The organism is Barnesiella sp. An55 (assembly GCF_002161555.1).
GTDB lineage: Bacteria > Bacteroidota > Bacteroidia > Bacteroidales > Barnesiellaceae > Barnesiella > Barnesiella merdipullorum.
The window spans coordinates 70,565-93,066 of sequence record NZ_NFHZ01000011.1 but is presented as its reverse complement, the minus strand read 5'-3'; the positions used below and the strand labels follow the sequence as shown (position 1 = coordinate 93,066).

The 22,502-nt window shown below is 52.7% G+C and carries 9 protein-coding genes; all 9 read right to left on the bottom strand.

The window, feature by feature from the left end:
* Positions 1-54: 54 nt before the first annotated feature.
* Positions 55-13,110 (bottom strand): choice-of-anchor Q domain-containing protein, encoded by a 13,056-nt coding sequence (locus B5G10_RS08125; protein WP_143241098.1) that lies wholly within the window; start codon positions 13,108-13,110, stop codon positions 55-57.
* A 14-nt stretch (positions 13,111-13,124) separates the two neighbouring features.
* Positions 13,125-14,102, bottom strand: a complete 978-nt coding sequence (locus B5G10_RS08120; protein ID WP_143241097.1) for a hypothetical protein — start codon at positions 14,100-14,102, stop codon at positions 13,125-13,127.
* A 55-nt stretch (positions 14,103-14,157) separates the two neighbouring features.
* Positions 14,158-15,123, bottom strand: coding sequence for a FimB/Mfa2 family fimbrial subunit (locus B5G10_RS08115; RefSeq protein WP_087424236.1), 966 nt, complete (start codon positions 15,121-15,123; stop codon positions 14,158-14,160).
* A gap of 103 nt (positions 15,124-15,226) precedes the next feature.
* Positions 15,227-16,954 (bottom strand): hypothetical protein, encoded by a 1,728-nt coding sequence (locus B5G10_RS08110; protein ID WP_087424235.1) that lies wholly within the window; start codon positions 16,952-16,954, stop codon positions 15,227-15,229.
* A 25-nt stretch (positions 16,955-16,979) separates the two neighbouring features.
* Positions 16,980-18,311 (bottom strand): OmpA family protein, encoded by a 1,332-nt coding sequence (locus B5G10_RS08105; protein ID WP_087424234.1) that lies wholly within the window; start codon positions 18,309-18,311, stop codon positions 16,980-16,982.
* A 2-nt stretch (positions 18,312-18,313) separates the two neighbouring features.
* A complete protein-coding gene (locus B5G10_RS08100) occupies positions 18,314-18,850 on the bottom strand; it encodes a DUF3575 domain-containing protein (protein ID WP_241147740.1) in 537 nt (178 codons plus the stop codon).
* Positions 18,851-19,367: 517 nt separating this feature from the next.
* Complete coding sequence (rhaD, locus tag B5G10_RS08095) at positions 19,368-20,168, bottom strand: rhamnulose-1-phosphate aldolase (RefSeq protein ID WP_087424232.1); 801 nt, start codon at positions 20,166-20,168, stop codon at positions 19,368-19,370.
* A gap of 31 nt (positions 20,169-20,199) precedes the next feature.
* The gene (gene rhaT, locus B5G10_RS08090; RefSeq protein WP_087424231.1) at positions 20,200-21,234 is read right to left on the bottom strand and encodes an L-rhamnose/proton symporter RhaT; all 1,035 of its coding nucleotides are present in this window, start codon (positions 21,232-21,234) and stop codon (positions 20,200-20,202) included.
* Between the two features lie 6 nt (positions 21,235-21,240).
* Positions 21,241-22,500 carry an L-rhamnose isomerase gene (locus B5G10_RS08085; RefSeq protein ID WP_087424230.1) on the bottom strand — a complete coding sequence of 420 codons (1,260 nt, stop codon included), beginning with the start codon at positions 22,498-22,500 and terminating at the stop codon, positions 21,241-21,243.
* Positions 22,501-22,502: the final 2 nt, after the last annotated feature.

The following is a 22,502-nucleotide window of genomic DNA, read 5'->3' as shown; positions in this document are numbered from 1 at the left end:
AAAGAGTGAGGCTGGATGTGGCTCGTCAAAGCCCCCTTGCCTCACTCTTCAAAATTATTTCACTACCACTTTCCCTTGAACCGGGCTCTTCTTGCCGATCCGTACCACATAGATGCCCGATTCGAGTGTAATCTCTTCGACGGCTCCCGATGCTTTACGAACCGCACTCTGCCGGCCCAATGAATCGTAGATATAAATAGTCTCGTTGCCTTGCAGATTGACTACCCGCAAGAGGCGCTTGGCGGGAGAATAGAACGTGGGCGCCAGCATCTCGTCGGAGAGTCGGCCAAACGACAGGACAAAACGACCGTTGTCGGCAGCCCGGTCATCGACCGAGAAGCTATACGAAGCCTGTTTCAAATCGACCTTGTTGCCGGTTGCCCGGTCGGTCAGGATCACGGCCTCGTAGCGGTCGTAGTCCGAGTCGTCGGTCAAGGCTATTTCGTAGATACCCGATTCACCGGTATAAACTCCCAGCGGAGTCTCGCCCTCGATATCGGCACTCTGCGTGTGGGCAAACCGCACGCCATCCTCATTATACACATACATCTGAGGCACTCTGGGATCGAAGCTCATCATCTTCAATGCATCGCTGCTCATGTCGAAGGTCATGGGCTTGTCCTCTACCACATCGGCTACCAGCGACACGCAATCGCTACCACCCGAAAGGTTGCTGCCGGCAATTCTCAACCGTATGCCTTGAGGCGCAGGCGAGGTATCGAGCGGAATAGCGGGCTTGCCGAATTTCAGTTCTTCCGACTCGGCAATCGTAGCCGTCTGGGTGAACACAGCCGAGAAGGGCGTTATCGTGTTGCCTTCCCACGAATTCATCGTCACAAAGCTACGGGCAGTCGCATCGTAGCCATAGAGTATGTGGTCGATGCTCATCTGCTCACTGGTATAGGAGCAGAGGTAGGGAATACCGAAGAGATTCCAACCCATGTTCTCCTTGTAGGTAAACTGAGGCCGTCCGTTGACCACATTCTTCAGGTTGTGCTGCACAAGGAACAAGCTCTTCGTGCCCGTGGCGGCCTCTTCATAGACAGGCTGTGCCGTCGAAGATTTCGAGAAGCGCACGGTCACTCCGCTCGAAGCCGAGGGGGTAGCCACGAGGTAACCCACGTTGGCTCCTATCTGATTGTTCTCAAAGGTCCAGTATTTGCTGTTTTGGGGAGCGGCCTTGCTATACAGATCCTCGGCACGCTTGGCTCCGTCGTATCCATACAGGTAGAGGCTCGATGCATTGCCGGTCGTCTCGTCGGCAGCCTGGATAGCCTCTATGGCATGCCCGTCGATGGTAATACCGTTCTGCAACGTACCCTCACCCACCTGGAGAGAGAAGGGCAGGCTCACCATATTCCAGTCGGCCGTAGAGGCATCGATGAGCGGATTGAGGTCTCGCTCGATGGCCAGGTTGTAGAGCGACAAGGCATGGTTGCCGGCTCGCACTCCGGCAGCATGGCGCAGCAACAGATACGAGGGAGCGAACTCCTTGGTCAAAGCGGTAGAGAGCCGCAACTCACCCCGCTTGCCCACATAGACCACGCTACCGGCACGCGGATAATCGCTATCGCTGATATTCACTACCTGATCGTTATCGGTATTCCAGGTCTCGAAGCAACCATAGTCGGGACGTATCATATGGTCGTCGCCCACCGGTTTATGCGATTGAATACGCTTGTTGCCCAAGACGTCGCAATCGGTCGAGAGGTTGATGATATCGTCGTAGCTGCTGCCATTTCTGATTTTGGGAACGGTATAGTTGCCAATCTGGGTTGTGCCATCCTGGCCCGGTTCCTGCAACTCCCCAACGCAGAAGAGCAGCGTATCGGCCCGGTCGGAAAGCTGGTAGCGCAGATGGGCCTCATCGGGGAGATAGTCGCCCACATACTGGGGAGCATAAGAGACACCGCCCAGTTGGGTTGCGGTACCGTTGATCGAGTTGATTACCTTACCGGTTCCCACGATTTGAGCCTGGTCGCCCACAGCCGTTACATGCACGGCTGCCGCATGATCGCCCTGACTGATTTGGGCACCGGCGGTTTCGTTGTCGTGCAGCAGCACATTATAGAGCAAACCGTCGCTATCGACCGTAGCCCCGTCGGGGTTCACATTGTCATATATCACACTGTTCGTAATGGCAAACGAGTCGGCCAAGATGACTGCCGGGCTGTTCTTGCCACCCTTGATATGGAATCCGTTCAGTTCGGCCCAGTTCTCCACAATGGTTCCGGCCAGGTGGTCGTTGTCCGAGCGGACAACCGGCACGCCCTCGGCCTCGACCGAGAGGATACTGTTGGGAGCGTTCTCCTCCAACAGACCCTGACGCTGGGTAATCTCGGTCTCGTTGGTACCTCTGAAACCGCCATACACCTTCACATTGGCCATCCACTGCAAGGTAGTGGGCAACACATAGTCACCACCGGCTACCCACACGGTACCGTAGGTTCCACTCTCGTCGGGATCGCCCGAATAGTAGGCCGAGTAAACAGCCTCCTGAAGGTCGCCCATGGCATCGTCCCAACTCGAGCCCAGACCAAATCCGTCGGGTTTCACATAGAGGTTGGGATAGAACAACCGCTGGTACTCATAGGCACCAATATCGATGCTGTTACCGGCAATACGACGGCTGCCACCGGCATCGACAAACATCACGCGGGCCAGCGAATCGCCTGCGGCTACGGGCTCTTCGACCGAACCGAAGGGATAGTAGGCAAACAAATCGGCATACCACTTGTCGTTCTCTTCCTTATTGTAAACGCCACCGGTCATGTAGCGATAGCCTGTGTTGATGAGCTTGCGCCCGGGACGTATGCCAAACTTCTTGTTCAGCGGCTCGGTCTCGTCGGGAGCTTCGAAGCGGGGGCCATACGACATGTTCTCGTTGTCGGAACTCAAGGTCTTGTTCACGTTGGCAGCCAAGTCACCCAGCGTTACCTGAGCCGACGAGTTCCAATAGGTATAAACCGCATTGGGCTGCTCGGCCACCTGGTCGTCGATTTGGATGGCGTTGCTGTACAAGGTGGCGTTGTTTACGTCGATTTGATGATTCAAATCGTCGGCCGACGGAGTCTGCCCGGCATAGTTGCGCCAGATGATGTTGTTATAGACCTGCAACGGATCACCGGCCGTAGCACCACGGCCATAGAGTCCGCCCCGGGTATTGTCGGCAATCGTGTTGCTGATGATATTGCCCGAGCCACCCATGGCAATACCCCAAGCCTCGTTGGTATGGAATACCGAGTTGTAGATATTACCCTTGTTCAGATAGACAGCGGCACCGTTTGCACCGGCAGCGCGGTTCGACACGAACACGCTGTTGCGCACCGTAGTGCTCGCGTTAGCCCCATAGATGGCCGCACCGGTCGAGCCCTCGCCCGTAGCGTCGGAGGCGTTACCGTCGAGGAAGGTGAGACCCTCGATATAAACCGGCGACAACGTACCGTTTTCACCAGCCGTATCCATGGACTTATCGATATAGAAAAGGTGTTTCGAATCGTCGCTGTTGCCCCGGATGTAGGTCGGGTACAGAACAGGGTCGCGCAGGTTATCCATAGCGACATCGGTACCCGTAATGTTGTCGGGATACCCACCGCGGAAGGTGAGGCTCTTGGTCATGTTGCCGAGGTTCTCGACATAGGGTTTCGACACCACAAACGAATAACCGCCTTCGTCGTCCTTCAGATAAGGCATATACTCACCCGCAGCAATCTTAATATATTTGTCTTTCGTGTTGGGGCTGAGCAACAATACCTGTATGGCTTGATAGATATTCGAGGTAGCCTGCTCCCAGGTCTCGCCATTATTCTCTTGGTCCGAGACAGCTTCGGTGCTCTTCACATACAGAATGTTACCACCGAAAGGTGTGAGCGATACCGATTCGTACTCATAGGCTCCGATATCGATAATACCCTCTTTCCACTCCTTCACGTCAATCATATCGACACCATTCTGTTTAATAATGTGGTAGGTATCGGGCTCCTTGGTAATACGCCATTTACTGTTGAGGGTATCGGGCACATTCTCCCGGCCCCACTGATTTTGTGCGGCATAGTAGCCCTTGCCCGAGCCGTCGAGTACCACAGGATCGGCAGTGATGGTCGTGCTTTGTACCGACCCGTCGGGGTTCATCTGGATGGTCGTATTCAGTTTACGCGTACCGCCGTTGGTTCCCCGGTTGACGAGGGTTGACAGCGAAGGCAACGAGAAGTCGGCCATGGCAAAGTAGTTCTCGGCTCCGGCATAGTCGCTGGGGAATCCGAAGCGCGGGCCCATCACCGCAGCATTGGCTCGGTCGAGGAATACCTCGAAGTTACCCACCGACTCATCGACATCGGCAGCCGAGGTCACTACCTCCCAGTTGCCGGTATTGATGCAGTCGGCATCGTCGTTACCCCACAGCACGGTATTGGTGAGCGTGTTGCCCGAGGCCGAGGCGGCATAGACGGTACAACCCGTGGAGGCACTGCCCGACCCGCTTTCGTCGCTCGAGTTGCGCGCTATCGTATTGTTGACCAGTTGCGACTCAGTGCCCGACTCGGCATAATAGGCCGAGCCTGTCGCTGCCGTATTGTTGTAAATCACACTGTTGACGATATGCGACCGGCCGCCCTCGCGCAGGTAAACGGCGCCGCCCGACTTGCCGGTAGCCGCATTACCGCCCAAGATAGAGCCATAAATCTCAATGTCGCTGGCATACACGGCACCACCGCCAAAGCTCGACTCGTTGAGCAGCAACTGGCAGTTGCGCAGGGTCACAGGACCCAAGGCACACAAGGCACCTCCGCCGTGGTCGGCACACAAGGTATTACCTTTGATCAGTTTCAAGCCGTCGAGTACAATCCGACGCGTAGCATCGGCATCGCCATAATAGGCCACATGGGCCGTACCCGAGCCACCGCCGACATCGCCCGAGAGAATCGACTCGTTGGCATACTCAAAGTCTTCGAGCAAACCGTTTCCGTTCCAGTCCTGACGGGGACGCTCGCTCAAGAACGACTCTCCGGCATAGTATTGATCGGACATGGTAAAGCTCTCGGTCTTGTCTTCGAGCACGATATCGATATACTGGCCCGAGCCAAAATCATACACGGGACTGGTCGAAACAATTGCGGTAGCCGTTGTCGTAGCCGACTTGCGGTTGTCGATGGTAGCGCTGTATAGCGTAGTCCCGGCAGGCAGATTCGCAATCTGCACGGTCTCGATAACAGGAGCCGTCTCCCAATCGGTATTACCAATAGCCAGATAACGCAGGTCATATATATACTCGGTGGTCGAATCGGTCGAGACTACCGGTAAAACCAATTTGTCGGGAAGAGTCATGCCATTGACCGTAACGGTCGGCTTCGTTGCCGAAGTCTGGTTGGTCGTGAAGTGGAGGAACCACGAAGAGGGCTCGTTGGCCAACGCTTTTACGTTGGGCTTGAAGGTAATTGCACCATCACCGCCCAGCGTGTAACTGTAATCGGCTTCATTCCAGGTACCGGTAGCGGTCACCCGATTGGACGGATTGGTCTTGAACGTCTCGATCCAACCCTCGTAATAGGGCAGGTTGCTACCTCTGAAACCTCCGTATATCGAAGTATAGCGGTTGAGCACATACGAAGCTCCCTTATTGGCCTCCTGCACAGCTTTCTTGGGATTGTAGGTACCCTTCGATACCCAAATCTCACACTGACGATTGGCGGCCTGGGGATCATTGACAAAGTTGGCATCGTTGGCAAAATAGTCGAGTGCCTCCTGGATATCGCCCAAAGCGTTGCGCCAGCTGTGACCGGAAGCCAAGCCTTGTGCCGTTTGCGACACATACAGACGATACACTCCACCCTCACCCTGTACGGCATCGATATCCGGGTCGATAAACAAGGTACCATCATAAGTGAGTGCTCCTATGTCGAAGTAGTCGCGCAGAGTAGAACCATCACTCTCATAGTAGCGACTGGTTCCCAACATGTCGAGTTGCGACAGGTGCAGAGCTTCCATCAAGTCGGCATCGGGTTGCTCGACCTGTATGCCCGAGCGAATGAGCGACGAGATGCGTTTGAGTGTAAAGTCATTATTGTCGGGGTCGGTAAACCCGGGAGTATTCTGACCTACAACCGTGGTATTATTTTCGTTGAAACTGGTCAAAGCCATGTTGCCATAGCCCACCACCTTGAGCCCCTCGACGGCACAGTGGCTGAAGATATAGCTCTCGTAGTGTGTGCCGGCAAAGGTGGTATCGACCTGTTGCGACATATTGCCATAGATGTTTTTACCGTTGCCCGAGTCGTTCATCCAGAATACCGAGTTGAGGATAATGGGTTTGTTGCCCAACGAGATACCACCGCCTACACCATTGGTCGTAGTCTTGTTATCGACAACCGTACAGTTCACCACCATCGAGTTGTCGCCGGCATAAATGCCACCACCGTTGGCACTCTCGTTGGCATAGATGACCGAACCGGTAACCCGTCCACCCGGTGCCAAATAGACACCACCACCCTTATCGGAAGCAGCGCAGTTGTAAACAAAACAGTTTTGCAACAGCCCATTGACCGTGACCTTGGCACCTCCACCCGACTGCCAGTCGGCATCGGAGGGGTGATTGGCATTACCGTCGGTGAGATAGATACCGTCGAGCAAAGCAATCTCGGGGTTGGTATCTTCGTAATAGGTAGCCCCTTCGGCCGGTACCGAAGCATTGTCCTGGTTCTGTTTCATACCAAAGGTTACCACATGATACGAATTCTCTTCGGCCGAGCTGCCTATCATACCACTGAAAATCGTTTGGTTCACCTGGATATTGCGATCTTCGATAGTCTCGTCGTCGTTGGTTCCGGCAAAACCGCCATATACCTCGACGCCGGCCGGGATGATAAAGGTAGTCGTTCGCGGCTGGTCGGGCAACACGGCATCGGTGGGATAATAGGTCCCAGCGGCAATACGCACCTGTATGCGGGTGATATCGCGATATTTGCCCGAGGCATAGGTCTCTTTGTTATGGATAATGTATCCGGCCCAGTTGAGTGCCTTTTGCAACTTGGCTTCACAGGCGGCGTTGGCCCACGACGAACCATCGACCGTACCGTTGGCCGCTTTGGTCACATAGATGATACCCACCACTTCGCCATTGATCGTCTTGGTAGCCGGCATGATAGGCTCGCTCTGGTCTATCTCATAGGCACCGATATCGATCGAACAGTCTTTGAAGCGATCGGTATAGTCCATATCGGTCTCGGGCAACGTAATCCCCTCGGGGTTGTTGTTACCCGCATTGATACAGGGCGACGTACCCTGCAGACGATAGTTGGCATTCTCCTTGTTGGTCGGCGTGCGATCGACAAACTGTGGATCGGCATTGATAAGCCCCTCGACCGTGAGATTACCGTTATTGAGATACCCGTTATAAGAAGGTACACAGCAACGGCTCAAAGTCATGACACAGCCAGCAGCTTTATAAATTTGATATGTCGAATTGTTGTGATAGACAATCGTGTTATAGATATTCATCTCACTGGCACCACCCCCATTTTCCAGGAACCAGTTACCTCCATAGATAGCACCTTCCGATCCCGAGTTATCGGATACCGTATTGTTATAGAAGCTACCTACTTCGAGATAAACGGCCGAGCCTCGAGCTGTACCCGTGTTGGCCACATTACCCACAAACACACAGTTATAGGCCGTACCGGCACGCATATATATGGCACCACCATAGTTTTCGCAATAACGAGGGCCCAATTTGTTATTGAAGAACGAGCAGTTGGAGAAGACACCATCATTACAAAAAGCGGCACCACCACGTCCTTGAACAGCATTACGATTGTCATTGGGACCTGCTCCTGTCGAATTAGGAACATAATTGATATTGTTGCGAATCACACAATTCTCGAGACGACCATTCTTGCGCAGGGCCACACCGGCACCACCATCCTTACCGTGGTTGATGCGGGTACGTCCATTCTGTATGGTAAAGCCATCCCAAATAGTCTCCATAACAAAGGGATTGAGCGGACGATTGGCCAACTCGGTACTCGACAAATCGCTGAAATTCCCTTGTTTCGTACGTTCATAATAAGGGAAGGGTTGTGTAAGTACCCGACGGGTTTTATTGGAACTTGCATAACCCGAGTTCAAATCATAAGAGTTCTGTGTACTGAATCCGCAAATAGGGCCATAAAGCGAATGATTCTCACCGGCAGCATCGACTTGAGCAGCTTCGGCAGTGGTCATGGTTTGAATAATCGTATTATATACCCGGGGATTACGCTCCTCCTTACCGGGTGTACCGGTAGCGGGGAATCCTCCATATACCTGCACGGCATCGCGCATGAAGAATCCGCGACGGCTGGTATATTCGCCCTCGGCTACCCACACCTCGACCAGAGCCGTGGTATCGACCGCAGGGATATTGATGGAAGTCTGTTGTTGATCAGTCCACCAAGCCAATTCGTAATAATTCAACGGCGTGTAGGCAATGGATCCATCGGCTTCCTTTTTCAACGAAGCTTTATAAGCCATATTCACGGCATACTGCAAACCGGTGATATAGTCGGTAGCATCGCTGCTGTCATACTCGATTTGGTCGTAGGGCAGACCGTCGTCGAAACCATACCAGGCATTACCGTTGATGGCATTCGACCACGACGAACCGTCGCCCGTACCGAAGTAGGTCGTTTGGGGCGAGGCGGCCGTACCGGCCGGGCCACTGCGCACATAGAGAACCGACCCGATGGGGTTCAAACAGGTTGCCTCGTAGGCACCTATATCGGGGGCACCACCCACTACATAGTTATGACCCGTGATATCGGCCTCGAGAAAGAGGTCTGGGTCGCCCACCACACTCTCGTCACCGGCAATGACCAGCGGCGATTCGCAATTGGGTTCAAACCGGGCAGGACCTCCCAGCGGAGTGTCGTAACCAGACGAAACGGCTCCTATGCTGCGAGTAGGATTGACAAAGGTGGGATACATGGGGTCGCCCGACACAACACTCAACTGCATGTTGTCGCTCCAGAGAGCCCAGTCGTCGGGAGCATACTGTATGGCATTGTTACGGATATCCAGACTGGTAGCCATTCCCGTGATTTGCAAATCGTTGGCAGCAATAGTCCCGGTTGTAGTGTTTCCCCACAGCACCGAGTTGTAGAGCATCAACTGCCCGCTGATGGCACAAATGGCCGGAGCGTTGTTGTGAATAAAAGTGCAGTGGTTTATGCGGGCATCGTTTTGGAGAGCTACCGCAGCATGAAGAGGATCGCTCACCAAACCGGTATTGGTATTGTTGTTGACCACCGTATTGGTCATAACCATTTTATCGGCGGTAGCCAGCATGGCAATACCAGAGCCGTTGGAAGCCATATTGTTCTCGATCATACAGTTACGCACATACAGCGTACCGTTCTCATGCAGAATACCACCACCCGACTTGAATACCGAGAAACCATCGGAGGCATTGCCATTGACAATGTGGAAACCGTCGATAACGGCCGTACCTTCGTCGGACATAGTGACCACGTGATACAGATTTCCACCGGCCAGCGAGCCATCGAATACCGTGCGGTAATTGACCGGGTTGCGCACAGGCTCGGCCTCGCTGCCTCCAGCCGGGACAAAGGTTTTGCCCTCGGTTGTGGAACCTTCGGTACCCGTCAGTTTGGTATTGAAGCCACCATAGAGCGAGACACCGCCCCGCAACACTACCGAAGAGGTGCGACGGTCGCTACCCACGGCCCTCCATACGGGGTTAATCGTACCGGCTTTCACCCACACTTCGCGGGAGGCTCCGGGATGTTCGGTGGCGGGGAGAGAGGCCAGATACTCAAGAGCCTGGTTACCCGATATCATGGGCGAATCCCACGAGGCTCCCGAGAGGTCGCGGTCGGTAGCGGGATCGACGAAAACAACCAGTTTCTCCACGCCATCATCTTCGATTACACTATATTGTATGGCCGGACGGTCGGAAGCAAAGGCTCCCAACACACGAGGCTCGACATAGGCTTTGCTCAAAATACCGGTAGCCGGTACATAAAACTGCATGTGTACCGGTGTATATTGCACATACGGTGCATCGGACGAGGTGCCACCTTTTCGTTGCAGGGCCGAATATTCCGACGGAATCCACAGCTGGGCATCATAAATCGTGTGCAGAGCACCGTCGAGCGTCTGAGACCCGGCCACATCGTCGGCCGACGTTTGATAAACACCTGCCGGAGCATTGGTCACATCGAGCTCATCGACCACCGGATTGGTAAAGTCGGGATAATTGGAGGTGTATGACGACGACGAACCATCGGAGCTATTCTGGTCGGCCAGCGCATAAGTCTTTTGTGTAACGGTATTTACGCCCCAAATGGTATTGGACAAGTTTTGCAACGCCGTGTTGTAAACCTGTATCGAAGCGGGTGCCGAGGCACTGGCCAAACGACCGTTCTCGCCGAAGAACTGGCGGGTATGTTCGATCGTGGCATTACCCCACAGTACCGAGTTATAGACGATACCGAATCCATCGACCACCATACCGCCCGAGTTTCCGTCCTGGTCTGAGGCTACCGCCGAACAGTAGTTCTTCACCACCGTCGAAGAGGTGAGCCCTCCCACCCGATCGAAATAGATGGCTCCGGCGTCGGACGAAGCCGTGTTGTTCGACACGAGTACATTACTCAAGACGCCCCGGTACATATCGCTCTGATACTCTTCATAGTTGGGGTTGTTAAACTCAGCCTCGCCCACATAGATACCGGCACCCACGCGGGCCGTATTATTGGTAACGGTTGTACGCGACACAATACCGTCGCCCCAAATATAGATACCGCCACCTACACCGTTGCGCACCTGCACACCCGGCGAAGCATTGCGGAATACCAGGCTGTTCAGCACCGTACCGCCGTTGTTCATCATCACACCGCCACCTCGAGTGAGTGCATAGTTTTGGTAAATGATACAGTTGGAGACTACACCTCTCTCCACCAGATAGACGCCGGCTCCCATGCGGGTCGATTCGCCCCGCTCGCCATAGTTGGCACATCCGCCAGTGATGATCACGCCATCGAGGGTGGTCTCTACGGCCAGTGGTTTGGCAGCAACCGGTTCGTATTGTGTGGTACGCTCATAAAAGCCCTCCGAAGCAAACCACACTACATGGTAGGAGTTGCGGCCGTAGTATTGTTCCCAACTCTGGCTATTGGCATTCCACCTCCATCCCTTCTGAGCCTCGTCGTTGCGATCGATATCGCCACTGAAGATGGTGCGGTTGACAAATGCCCAGTTGGCATCGGGATGATTGGGGTCGCGCGGACGGGTCGTGCTGTTGTTGATTCCCTCGTCGCCCGTCTGCCCTCGGAAACCACCATAGACCGAGATACCGCTTCGCATCACAAACGAGCGATGGCGCTCGGTATTTCCTTTTGCTCCGGTTTCATCGGTAAAGGTCGTAGTAGGATAGTAGGTACCCCCGGCAACCCATACCTCACCTATTACCTGGCGGGCATAGAGTTGGTCGATAGCCATCTGCACATCCTGCAGGGCCAGACGCCACGAACTGCCGTCGCGCACCTCGCCGGGAGCAAGCTCTGGCTCATCGGCCGAAAGTTGTCTCACATACAGAATATTACGGCCGGTTACCGGTTGATATTGATAGGCTCCTATATCGAGCGACTGGCTCACCACCCGGGGTTTACCGGCGATATCGTATGAGATATCGGTACCGTAGTAGATATTCAGGTTTGTCATCCACGAGCTCTCGGCTTTGGAGAGGAGCGCCGAGTTTTGCTGCAGGAGGAACGACGGAGCCAAATCGGCATAGGCCGGCTCCAAAATGATTCCCACCTGAGTTGTAGGATTCACAAAGTTGGGGGTCGATTGCACCTGGTCGTTATAGGGTTGCAACGAGATATTATCGGTACCATCCGATTCGTTCCAGTTGACAATGGCACAATTGGCCACCTTGTCGGTGAGAGCCTCAAAGTCTCTCAACCCGGCATGATTGAGCAGGTCGATATTCCACACGACCGTATTGGATACGGTAATCGACGAACCCGGTACATTGGCATCGGAAGGACGGCCTATCCCATACAACTGGTTGTTGACAATCGTATTGTTGACAACCGAGGTAGCATCGTAGGCACAGATACCGCCACCATTATTATTGTAAATGAGGTTATTGAAAATAACGCCGGCCTCGGAGTAGATACCGCCACCATAGCCATAGCCATAACGGTCCAGGGCCGAGTTGGAAACCATCACCGAGTTATTGACAAAACAGCGTTGAGCATCGGCTCCGCCGTTTTTCTTGATATAGACAGCACCTCCTCGCACGGCAAAGTTATAGAGGAGCAGACAGCGTTGCAAACCGCACCTCATACCACTCAACTGCACACCGCCACCATAGGCGGCATCGTAAGTCCCATTGGCCGATCCACCGGTAATGGTAACTCCATCGAGGACCACATCGGAGCTCGTAGGATCGAAAGTGACTACCGTATTGAGGTTGTCGGCACGGCTTGTATTATGCGAAGGGTCGAGCGAAGCGATAGTCGTTTCGCTTTCGCCCATATTATCGTTGCCGAGTCGGTCGCCCGAGAAAACAGTCTGGTAGGCCAAAGCCCACGGTTCCTGTCGGTTACCCGAGAGCACATTGCCATATACACGCTCTTCAAGGCTGTTTTCTCCGGCATAGACCAAGGCTCCCAAGTCGTCGAACACCTGACCCCGGAAACCGCCATAAACCACTACCTGGTTGCCTTTCAAGACAAACGAAGCACTGCGTTCGTCGCCAGGCGACAACGGTTCGGTGGGGATATAGGTACCGGCGGCCACCCAAATCTGCAACGTAGAGTTGATGTTGTTCCACGTATCGGTCGAGCGGAGTATTGCCTGCAAATCGGACCCCTTGGCGGCATTGGCCCACGACGAACCGTCGAAGGTACCGGCACCACTGGGCGAGACATATATGCGCCTTATGTTATAGGCCGGCCGGGCCGGGTTGATAGAAAGTTGGCCATACATCGAGATACTCTCCAGCAATACAACCAGCAGCAACAGTACCCGAGGCCATCGTCCGGCATGCCTCATCGCGACGGCAATCCGAGCGAACCAGTTCATGGATTCGATATTCTTTTCGTTCAACATATCCATAATGCCTTTTATATCGATGTCGTCCACCGATAATTATACTCTGTTTGTGAAAAACCCACCACATCGAAGCGCAGCAAGTAATAGGGAGCTACGGTCAAGTCTTGTGGCGTATCTATATGTACATTGTAGGTGGTGTTCTTTTCGTACCCGTCGGCATAGGTACTCTGCACCACCAGTGAAAGATCGAGCGAACCGCTGTCGTAGAGGTAGCAGTCGTAGCGCCCGTTTATCCACGCAGCCTGTCCCGGAGCTGAATTGCCGGAGAGATTGATAGTGTGGCTGGGATCGGGCGTGTTGGACCGCACATCGAAGAAATAGCCCTCCCTGGGCACATTCTTCAGTTGCAGCGACACGACCTTGGCCGACACGCAGTCGCCATTGGGTTTCTGAGCCCCTGGCTTGGCATTGTAATTGGTAATTGCCGTGCCTATGTTGTACAAGACATCGACCTTGGCCGCTACCAGCCCGGCCTCGATGAGGCCCGAGTGTTGCTCCTTGGTAACCGCGAGATTGAGCAGCTGCCCGGCAAACAGGTCGCGCGAGGGGGTGGCTATAGTGGTCAAGGCCAGCACCTCACCCACGGTTGTGAGTGCATCCCATTCGTTGTGGACTCCGGCATTGACAATGGCATAGAACGACGCTGTGCTCTCGGGCATGACAATTCCCTGGAACACATAGTACACCGTACTGTCGGGCACCTCGATATAGAGGTGATCCATGTAGGCGGGGTCACCGTTCAAGGGCTCGATCCACATGAACAGATGGATATTCCTGATTGTCCCCGGCATCTCGGGCGAAGTGCCCGGGTCTCCCGGCAAATCGACGGTCCTCGAGACATTTGAGCCGGTGTATATACTCAATGTCATGCTCGCTGTCTTTTGAGGCCCGGGCAAAGCGGCTTCAGACTGCAACGAGTTGTCGCCATCGCAGCCAACCAACAGCCCCACGAGCGACAAAAGAATTACTATCGTATATCTCCGTTTCAAAACATTACTCTTTTTGCGTTCAACAAAACAGATTCACTCTCCTTTTGTGATCATATCACATCTCCACATCGATGCTGCCACCCGGTTTCCAGTCGATGGTCACCGCCACGGTTGCCTGCAAGTTGTGGCCAATATCAATACTGCCATCGTCACGCACCACGCCGTATATATCGACACACTCGCCGGCGGGGAGCGGCTCGGACAGATTGATTGTATTTCGTGTTATCTTATTTCCTATGGTTATATAGACATCGGTATTCCAGATGGAATTTTCATCCGATTCACTTTGTTCCCAAATAGAGGCCTGACTATCGGGCTTGTCTTTCGACGGGAACGACATGGCTTCGAAAAGCGCCAGACCATTTTCATCTTTCCCCGTTTCATTCATCTGCACGACCACGGGACGATCGTACTCATACACGCTGTCGCGGCACAAAAAGCCGGTTGCGGTTTTATTGACATACCCTTCGACGTGATCCACGGCCACGACAGGGTTGGTCCCATAACTAAGGTGTAATCTGGTTTTTGAGATACAGGGGGTTAAAACCACCTCGACATACTGGTTGCGGTCGGCTATCGTAAACTGTTTGCGACCCACATAAAGCTCCGACCCATGCGACGATACCGTATCGGCAGCCGACTCATAGGCCAACTTGTAACTGCCCGACTCAACCACGAGATCCGAGTTCTTCACACTGCTGGCTCCCGAAATATTGGCTATGGCAAAGTGGTGATAATCGTTCATCGGCAGGCTTATCGCATAGACATTATCTGCCGGCATCTCTTCCCGCTCTACATGCTTGTGATAGGTGAGCGACTTGCTGTCACTATCGTAAAAATGCATGTTCAGGTTGTCCATCCTACCCGAAAATCCTTGCGACTGGGTAGAAAGTTCTATTCTATATCGCACGGTGAAATTGTTACAATCGGACATGTTGTCGTCGATACAACTGCTCGACAACGGCAGTAGAGCAAACAGAATTCCTCTTACAATCCAACGCTGCAAATCACCTGTTTTCATCTTTCCAATTTTTTGAGAGAATATCCCCGGCAAATGGGCTTTCACCCATTTGCCGGAGAGTGATAAAAAATTTTTTTAGTCTTTGTCTTTTATTCTCAAGCGATTAATCGCCCAGAGGCACATCGAGTACGAGACCGGCCTGCCAGTCGATATCGACAGCCAGAGAGAGTTCCAGACGCGGGTTGATCAGGTCGGGAACCGTGTTGTAGGCGTTAGCCAAAGAGCTGATGGTCAAGTTGGCCGTCGTGTTGTAGTCTTGTTGGAATACACGCACAACCTCAGTCTTGTTGTTATCTTTCACATAGGTGAGTTTACCTACCAGGTAGAACGTGCCTCCCTCGGGTATCACGTTGCCATCCAGACCGTAGAATTGAGGACCGTCGTTGTAGATCTCCAAAGCGATGTTGGGAGTCTGTCCGGGATTGGTGGTACCAGTCGAGCAGTCGGCCGTCTCGGGCAACAGGCTGTACATGAAGGGAGTCATGCCGGCAAAGTCGGGAGTAGCAGCCGAAGTAAGCGAGTATTCGCTCTCCATGCGGGTATCATAAACCACCTTCGAATAGGTGTCGCCCGTCGAGGGATGCATTTGCCAGTCGAGTTGGTCGGGCAGACCGCCTACCAATACACCTTTTACTACGAAGTTGTGGTTGGCCAAAGTAACATGAGTAGGAGCTCCGCTCACCTCACCAGCCGGTACAGTACCGTCGGCCGATTTGAAAGCGGCTTTCACATCGAGACGAGCTACACCATAGTTAATGGTCTTGTTGAGGGCAATCTTGGTCGTGCTGGGGGTAATCACCTCACGTGCACCGCTATAAATGCCGCCGGTCCATTGACCAAATGTCGGAGTTGCCGTATAGGCTACAGGATAAGCGTTGGCCCAGTAGTAGAGCGAAGCAGGATAGTTATAGGCTTGCGAAGCAGCAGCCACGATACCCGAACCCGAAGGGCCGTTCTCGTCGAACACAATCTCGCCGTTCGACAGTTTGTAAGTACCTTTCGGCAAGTTGGTGGGGAAGTTGGCATAGGCCGGCAAAGCCAGCTCGGTAGCCATAGCGTCAACCGAAGCCTTCACAGCATCGGCACCTGCAATCGTGCTCAGCTTGGTACCCAGTTGATTCGTGAGGTATTGCAGAGCCATTTGCAGATTCTTGAGCGATGCACTGTTGAACAGGTAGTAGTTGTCGCGCACTTCGGTGGCGGCATCCTTGTCAGCCCCACTCAACCCCTCAATCCAGGTGTTCAGGGCATCGGTTACGTTGGCCTTCCAGGCATCAGCCAATTCGTCAGTATTCGCATATTGACCACCGGTGTATTCTTCCTCCTCAATATTCTTGAGCGAGAAAGCAATGTCGGTAGGCTTCATTGCCGTAACCGAAGCATCGGGAGTCATCACCAGCGCACCGTTGAAGTCGGCATTGTGATTGGCCTCGCCATAGAACAGGAATGCGATATTGCCTGCAGGAATGGCTACATCGTTAAAGGTCTCGACGATATCGGTCTGCCCGCCAGCAATCGAGCGATCGGTCAATTGCGTGAGGCCGGCCAATACCGAATTGGCTCCTACATAATCGCCCTCCAGGTCAGTGAAAGGCATCAACCGCAGGTTTTTCATACCCTGGAAAGCACCGTCGGCCTGAACATCAGAGCCCGTGGCACGAGATACCGGCGAAGGGATTGCAAAGGAGAAACTGGTTTTTACAGCGTCTCGGTCGCCAATAGGAGTTGCCCCGCTGGGGGTTACCTCTTCATTGGAGCAAGACGACAGAATCAGGGCAGTCGCGAACATCACAGTCCCGGCTTTTACCCATTTGGTCTTCATCGTTTTCATCTCTGTAACTGTTTTTGTTAAGTGATTAATAATCGTTTTCTATATTTTTTATATTCTGTTTTGCAGTTTCGTCGCCAGCCTCGGCTGCCTTCTTAAACAAGGTGAGCGCATGCTCTTTGTCGCCTTTGCGATAATAGGCCGTAGCCAAAGTATTGAGGCTGCGGGTATCGTCCTGGATAGGCTCGAGCCGAGCTATGGCTCCATCATAATCCCCGGCCGCAATAAGCCGCTGGGCCTCGTTGATTGTTATCGCGTTGGAATCGGGCTCCGAGGTATAATATACCCGCATATATCCCGAGTTACGTTGGTCGGAGAATACCGAACGCAACAACTCGCCAAAGGGCTTGCCTCCCTCGAGCTGGCGCAGCAACCATTCACGGCGACCCAAGTCGGCCGTATTATCTATAATGTGCAGCATCTTGTCTTTGCAGTCAAACGAGCTGGCCTCGACCATATCGCGCAACTCTCCCCAAGCCTCGCCACCGTTGGCTACCTCGTAGAGGCTGTCGGGCAAATTGAGATACTGGTTCACATACTCCTTCAGCACCTGGGCACGGGCACCGGCCAACCGCTCGTTGCGGCGGGTGGGACCCTCGGGCGAGGCAAAACCCACAATCAGAATCTTGCCCACATCCGACCGGTCGTCGGCATAAATCTGTTTCAAGATATCGACTATCTTGTCGAGTGTCTTGCCATTATCCCGATAATCGCGACTCAAATCAGACTTGTCGAGCGGGAAATATACCTTCAAAGCTCCCTTGTCGCGCCAAACCTGCATCGACTCGGAATAGGGTTCATACTGAGTCATGGGAAACAGCACCTGCTCGACCTCGGCCAACCGCTCGGCCACACTGGGCTCGACGGCTACCGGAGCAACCACCGGCTCGTAGGGCGGGCGCAACCTCACATCGCGGCACACGGCAATACCGGGCATCGGCGACACCCGACAGCATCCCTCGCGTTCACAGGCCAGAGTGAGTGCAACGGGCGAATCGCCCATCCACGACTCATACGGCACAACCACCTCATATTGCAATTCGCTCCCGTTGACAGCCTGGTAGGGAGTCACCTCATACTTTTTCCCGGTGAGCACCTCTTCCCGGCGGCGCAACTTCTGCATGCGTTTTCCCACAATCTCGATTTCGTCGAGTGCCACCGAGTCGCTCCCGTTCTTGATTACGGGGGTAAACCGTTGCACATAGTCCGACCCTACGGTGCGGGAAGGAATCGTCATCTTGAAATCTACACGCACACTGTCGCCCGAGCGATGCACCGACGCATCGTCGATCTTCACCTCGGCTCCAGCCATAGAGGTTGCCCACAGGAATATCGGCAGGAATATGATATATCTCTTCATGGTCACTTCAGTATATAGATTATGGAAATAGCGGCTTCGGTGGGAGCCAAATAGCCTTTATGGCCATCGCCCACCTTGTTGCCACAGGTGCGACACTCGTAATAATCATAGGTATTGTATTTATAACCTACACCCACAGAGGCCTCGATACTCCACCGGGGACTCAAAATCCACTGATAGCCATACGACAAACCGGCACCGTAGGTGTTACCCTGGTAACGATACTTATCAACATCGGGAAACGCACCAAACAAAAAAGGTACCTGCCCCGCATTGAAGTGGGTATATAACAGGTGCAACCCGAAAAAGTGCCCGTTGAACTTCTGGCAAAGCCAGTAACGCACCTCGGGTTGTACACGAATGTGCTTCCACTTGCGGTTGTCCTTGAACGTAAACGGATTATAATATACATGTGTATTCAGTGTCCAGCGGTCGGCCAACCCCACTTCCACACCCAGGGTAGGAGTAGCCGTCGCCCAGCTCAACAAGTTGCTCTTGAGGGCCACCTTTTGCGCCGGAGCCAACAGGCAAACCGCCATAAACAACACGGTTATAATAATATTTAGATTTATACCTCTATTCATACAATTTATTATGTGTTATTATGAAGTATATAGTTCTATGAATAAAAAGATTATTTTCCCCTTTTATTTTTTATATTACTAAATTCATTATTTTTAATTACAATCCATACATACCTATCAAAGTCCCCTTTAATTTAGATTATTAAATTAGGACCAGTACCCTTATTCTGGTTTAAACCTCGCCTTAAAATTACAACAAATTAGTATTTGTTACAACAATAATACCTCAAAAAAGTTCATATTTAACGAAAATACTTAATATTATACTTTCATATTTTTGCTAAAAAGCTCACCAAAACCCTTTATTCATAGTTGCTGTGAAAGATTGCCGACAAATAGATTTCTATCGATGTTTCTATTTAAAATATATGCCCCCAATTATTCCATAAGTCTTTTGTCCCCTACCAAGAAATAGGCCGCCCTTATGAGGGGCGGCCATAAATCGCAAATATTAGATATACAGTTCTCGGACCTAACACAGGTGAAAAGCCTTGCGCAATTCCTCGGACTGAGCCTCGGTCATTCCTTCGGGTTCGAAGCCCATAGCCCGGGCCTGCAAATAGATCTGAGCCGATTTGGAGAGGGTATCGATCATATCGAAGCACTCGATCACATCGCTCCCCACGGCCAATGCACCATGCTTTTCCCACATGACCACATCGTAACGATCGAGCAACTGGATAGTTGCATCGGCCAAAGCCATCGACCCCGGCAGTTCATAGGGTACGATACCCAGGCCTTTGGGCACTATCACCCGAGTCTCGGGAATCATCGACCACAGCAGCTTACCCAATACATCGGGTTGCAAAAACGGACGATAATGGGTCATGGCAACCAAATCGGTAGGGTGTGTATGCAACACCACCTTGTTGTCGATACCCTGTCCCTTAAGGTAGTCGTGCATCGACAGGTGCGACGGCAGTTCCGACGTGGGTCGCACCGGGTTATCGGCAATAATTTCATAGGTATCACCCGCATTGTCTATACGAATAATGGCCATATTCTCCATAGGCTGCGAAGCCACATACCGCATACGCCGGTTGGTCCCGGTTACCAAAAAACAGTTACCCTTCAACCACTTCATGGTTTTAGGCAGAGCATAAGACTCCGAAATAGCCGGCAGTGCTTTTTCGCTTTCGGTAAGCAGATCGGTCACATTGACCGAGATGTTGCCACCGTTTCGCTCGGCCCACCCCCTTTGCCACAGATAGCCGGCGACCTCGGCTACCTGAGCGATCTGACTTTCGAGTCTATCGTTTTTCATTCGTTTCATCTCTTTTCGAAGTTTATTATTTAATAATGTGTTATCCTATATGAATCAAGTTGGGGAAGAGAGTCGAGAAAACCAAAATCAGCAAACCGACTATCAGTACCACAATCGTGCGGCGATCTACACCTTTCCACTCGTTCAGCACAATACCCCACACATTGCTGAATAGGACATTGAGCGACATCAAAATACTCCACGAGAACGAAAGCATCACCGGCGAATCATTAAAGAAACTCTTCCCCATACCCAACCCGAAGAACTGAGAATACCAGAGCAAACCGGCCAAAGCACAGTAAAACAGATTGTTGAAACCTATCGATATTGGTACCGAAAAATACTCTTTCCCGGTGTGGTTCTTGACATTTTGCCATAGGCAATAGGCGGCATTGGTAATAAATCCACCCAGAGTCACCAGTAAGATAACCGGATTCAAGGCAAACAAATCGAGCGCACCCAAAGAGCGGGCCGTTTGCTGCACCTCTCCGCCGGCTTCGAGCCCAAGACTGAAACAGGCACTCATGACACCGGCAAGCAGAGCTACCAGAATTCCCTTGGTAAAAGCAAAGTCTCGAACGGCTTTCTGTTTGGCTTCATCGCTCATGTGACGGGCCTTAAGGCTGCCGGCATAGCCGATAACCGCGATTCCCGCCAACGTGATGCACACCCCAATCAGCAAGACAAGGCCTTCGCCTCTGAACAAATTGGTCCCGCCAAACAGAGCCGGCAATAGTGTCCCGAAGGCGGCACAAGTTCCCAAAGAAACCGACTGCCCCAACGCTACACCCAGGTATCGCATGCTCAACCCAAAGGTGAGACCTCCAATCCCCCACAGCACACCATACAGAACCGAGAGCCAGGGCACCCCTCCGGCATACAACTCGGCAAGTGTACTACCCCGAGGCACTGCCAGAAAAGCCCCCAAAAGCGGGAACAGCAGCCAGGCAAATATTCCCTGGACCAGCCAAAAGCTCTCCCAGCTCCACGACTTCACTTTGTTGATGGGAACATAGGAACTCGATTGGCCAAAACTTCCCACAGCAATAATGAGCAAACCTACAAGAATATCCATGGCGCGTTATCTCCGTTTGGAAGTTATCTTCTTTTCATAGGCCTCGATTTCGGCCACATAATCCTCACCCACAGGCACCTGGTTTATCAGGCAGAAATAGTCCCACACGGCATTCCACGGCAGGCTCTTACACTCCTCGAGCAATGCAAGACGCTCGAAGAATCGGCCCTCGGCCTCATACCTGCGCAACTGTTCGAGCGGCTCGAGCAATGCCTGCAAGAAACACTTCTGAGTAGCCCGAGCACCTATTACATAGGCTCCTATGCGATTGATCGAAGCGTCGAAATAGTCGAGCCCGATATGGACCCGCGACAGCGCATCGCACCGCACCACCTCATGAGCCAGGTCGAGGGTATCGTCGTTCATGATGGTTACATGATCCGAATCCCAGCGGATGGGTCGGCTCACATGCAACATGATCTCGGGCGTAAACAGCAACAGCGACGAAATCTTATCGGCAATACTTTCGGTCAGATGGAAATGACCGGTGTCAAGAGTCACAATCTTGTGATGCTTCACTCCATATCCCAGATAAAAATCATACGAACCTACCGTATAACTTTCGGCTCCGATACCAAAGAGTTTGGCCTCAATACAATCTTTCATGTGAGCATACTCGGTAGCAAAAATGCGATCGAGCGATTGTTCCAACAACTGGCGATAGTAGAGCCTATTGACCGTCAAGTCTTTGGACCCATCGTGAATCCACAAGTTCATGATGCAGGGATCACCTTGATATCGGCCCATTTCGTCGGCTATCCACCGGCATCGGCGAGTGTGCTCGACCCAAAAGTCACGCACCGCCTCATCGGGGTTGGCGAGGGTGAGCATACCGCTTTTGGGATGCGAAAACGAAGTGGAGTTAAAGTCGAGCTTAAGCCCATTTTCCCGAGCCCACTGCATCCAACTGGCAAAATGGTCGGGAGTCACTTCGTCACGATCGACTCTCTTTCCCCCGAAATCGCCATATATCTCGTGCAAGTTAATGCGATGCGACCCGGGAAGCAGCGATTTCACCTCGAGCAGATCGGCCCGAACCTCATCAATATTACGGGCTTTGCCCGGATAGTTACCTGTGGCTTGAATTCCACCGGTCAACTGCCCGTCGGGATTTTCAAACCCCGAGACATCGTCGGTTTGCCAACAGTGCAACGACAAGGATATACCTTGCATCTTTTTCAATACCTCATTCACATCCACCCCCAAGGCGGCATAACGTTCGGCAGCATATTCAAAGGCTGCCCTTACAGCTTGTTCGTTCTTCATGA

Bases quoted from the DNA above. Each gene is read 5' to 3' on its own strand.
- B5G10_RS08125 (WP_143241098.1), bottom strand. From the start codon at position 13,110: ATGTTGAACGAAAAGAATATCGAATCCATGAACTGGTTCGCTCGGATT.
- B5G10_RS08115 (WP_087424236.1), bottom strand. From the start codon at position 15,123: ATGAAAACAGGTGATTTGCAGCGTTGGATTGTAAGAGGAATTCTGTTT.
- B5G10_RS08110 (WP_087424235.1), bottom strand. From the start codon at position 16,954: ATGAAAACGATGAAGACCAAATGGGTAAAAGCCGGGACTGTGATGTTC.
- B5G10_RS08105 (WP_087424234.1), bottom strand. From the start codon at position 18,311: ATGAAGAGATATATCATATTCCTGCCGATATTCCTGTGGGCAACCTCT.
- B5G10_RS08100 (WP_241147740.1), bottom strand. From the start codon at position 18,850: ATGGCGGTTTGCCTGTTGGCTCCGGCGCAAAAGGTGGCCCTCAAGAGC.
- rhaD (WP_087424232.1), bottom strand. From the start codon at position 20,168: ATGAAACGAATGAAAAACGATAGACTCGAAAGTCAGATCGCTCAGGTA.
- rhaT (WP_087424231.1), bottom strand. From the start codon at position 21,234: ATGGATATTCTTGTAGGTTTGCTCATTATTGCTGTGGGAAGTTTTGGC.
- B5G10_RS08085 (WP_087424230.1), bottom strand. From the start codon at position 22,500: ATGAAGAACGAACAAGCTGTAAGGGCAGCCTTTGAATATGCTGCCGAA.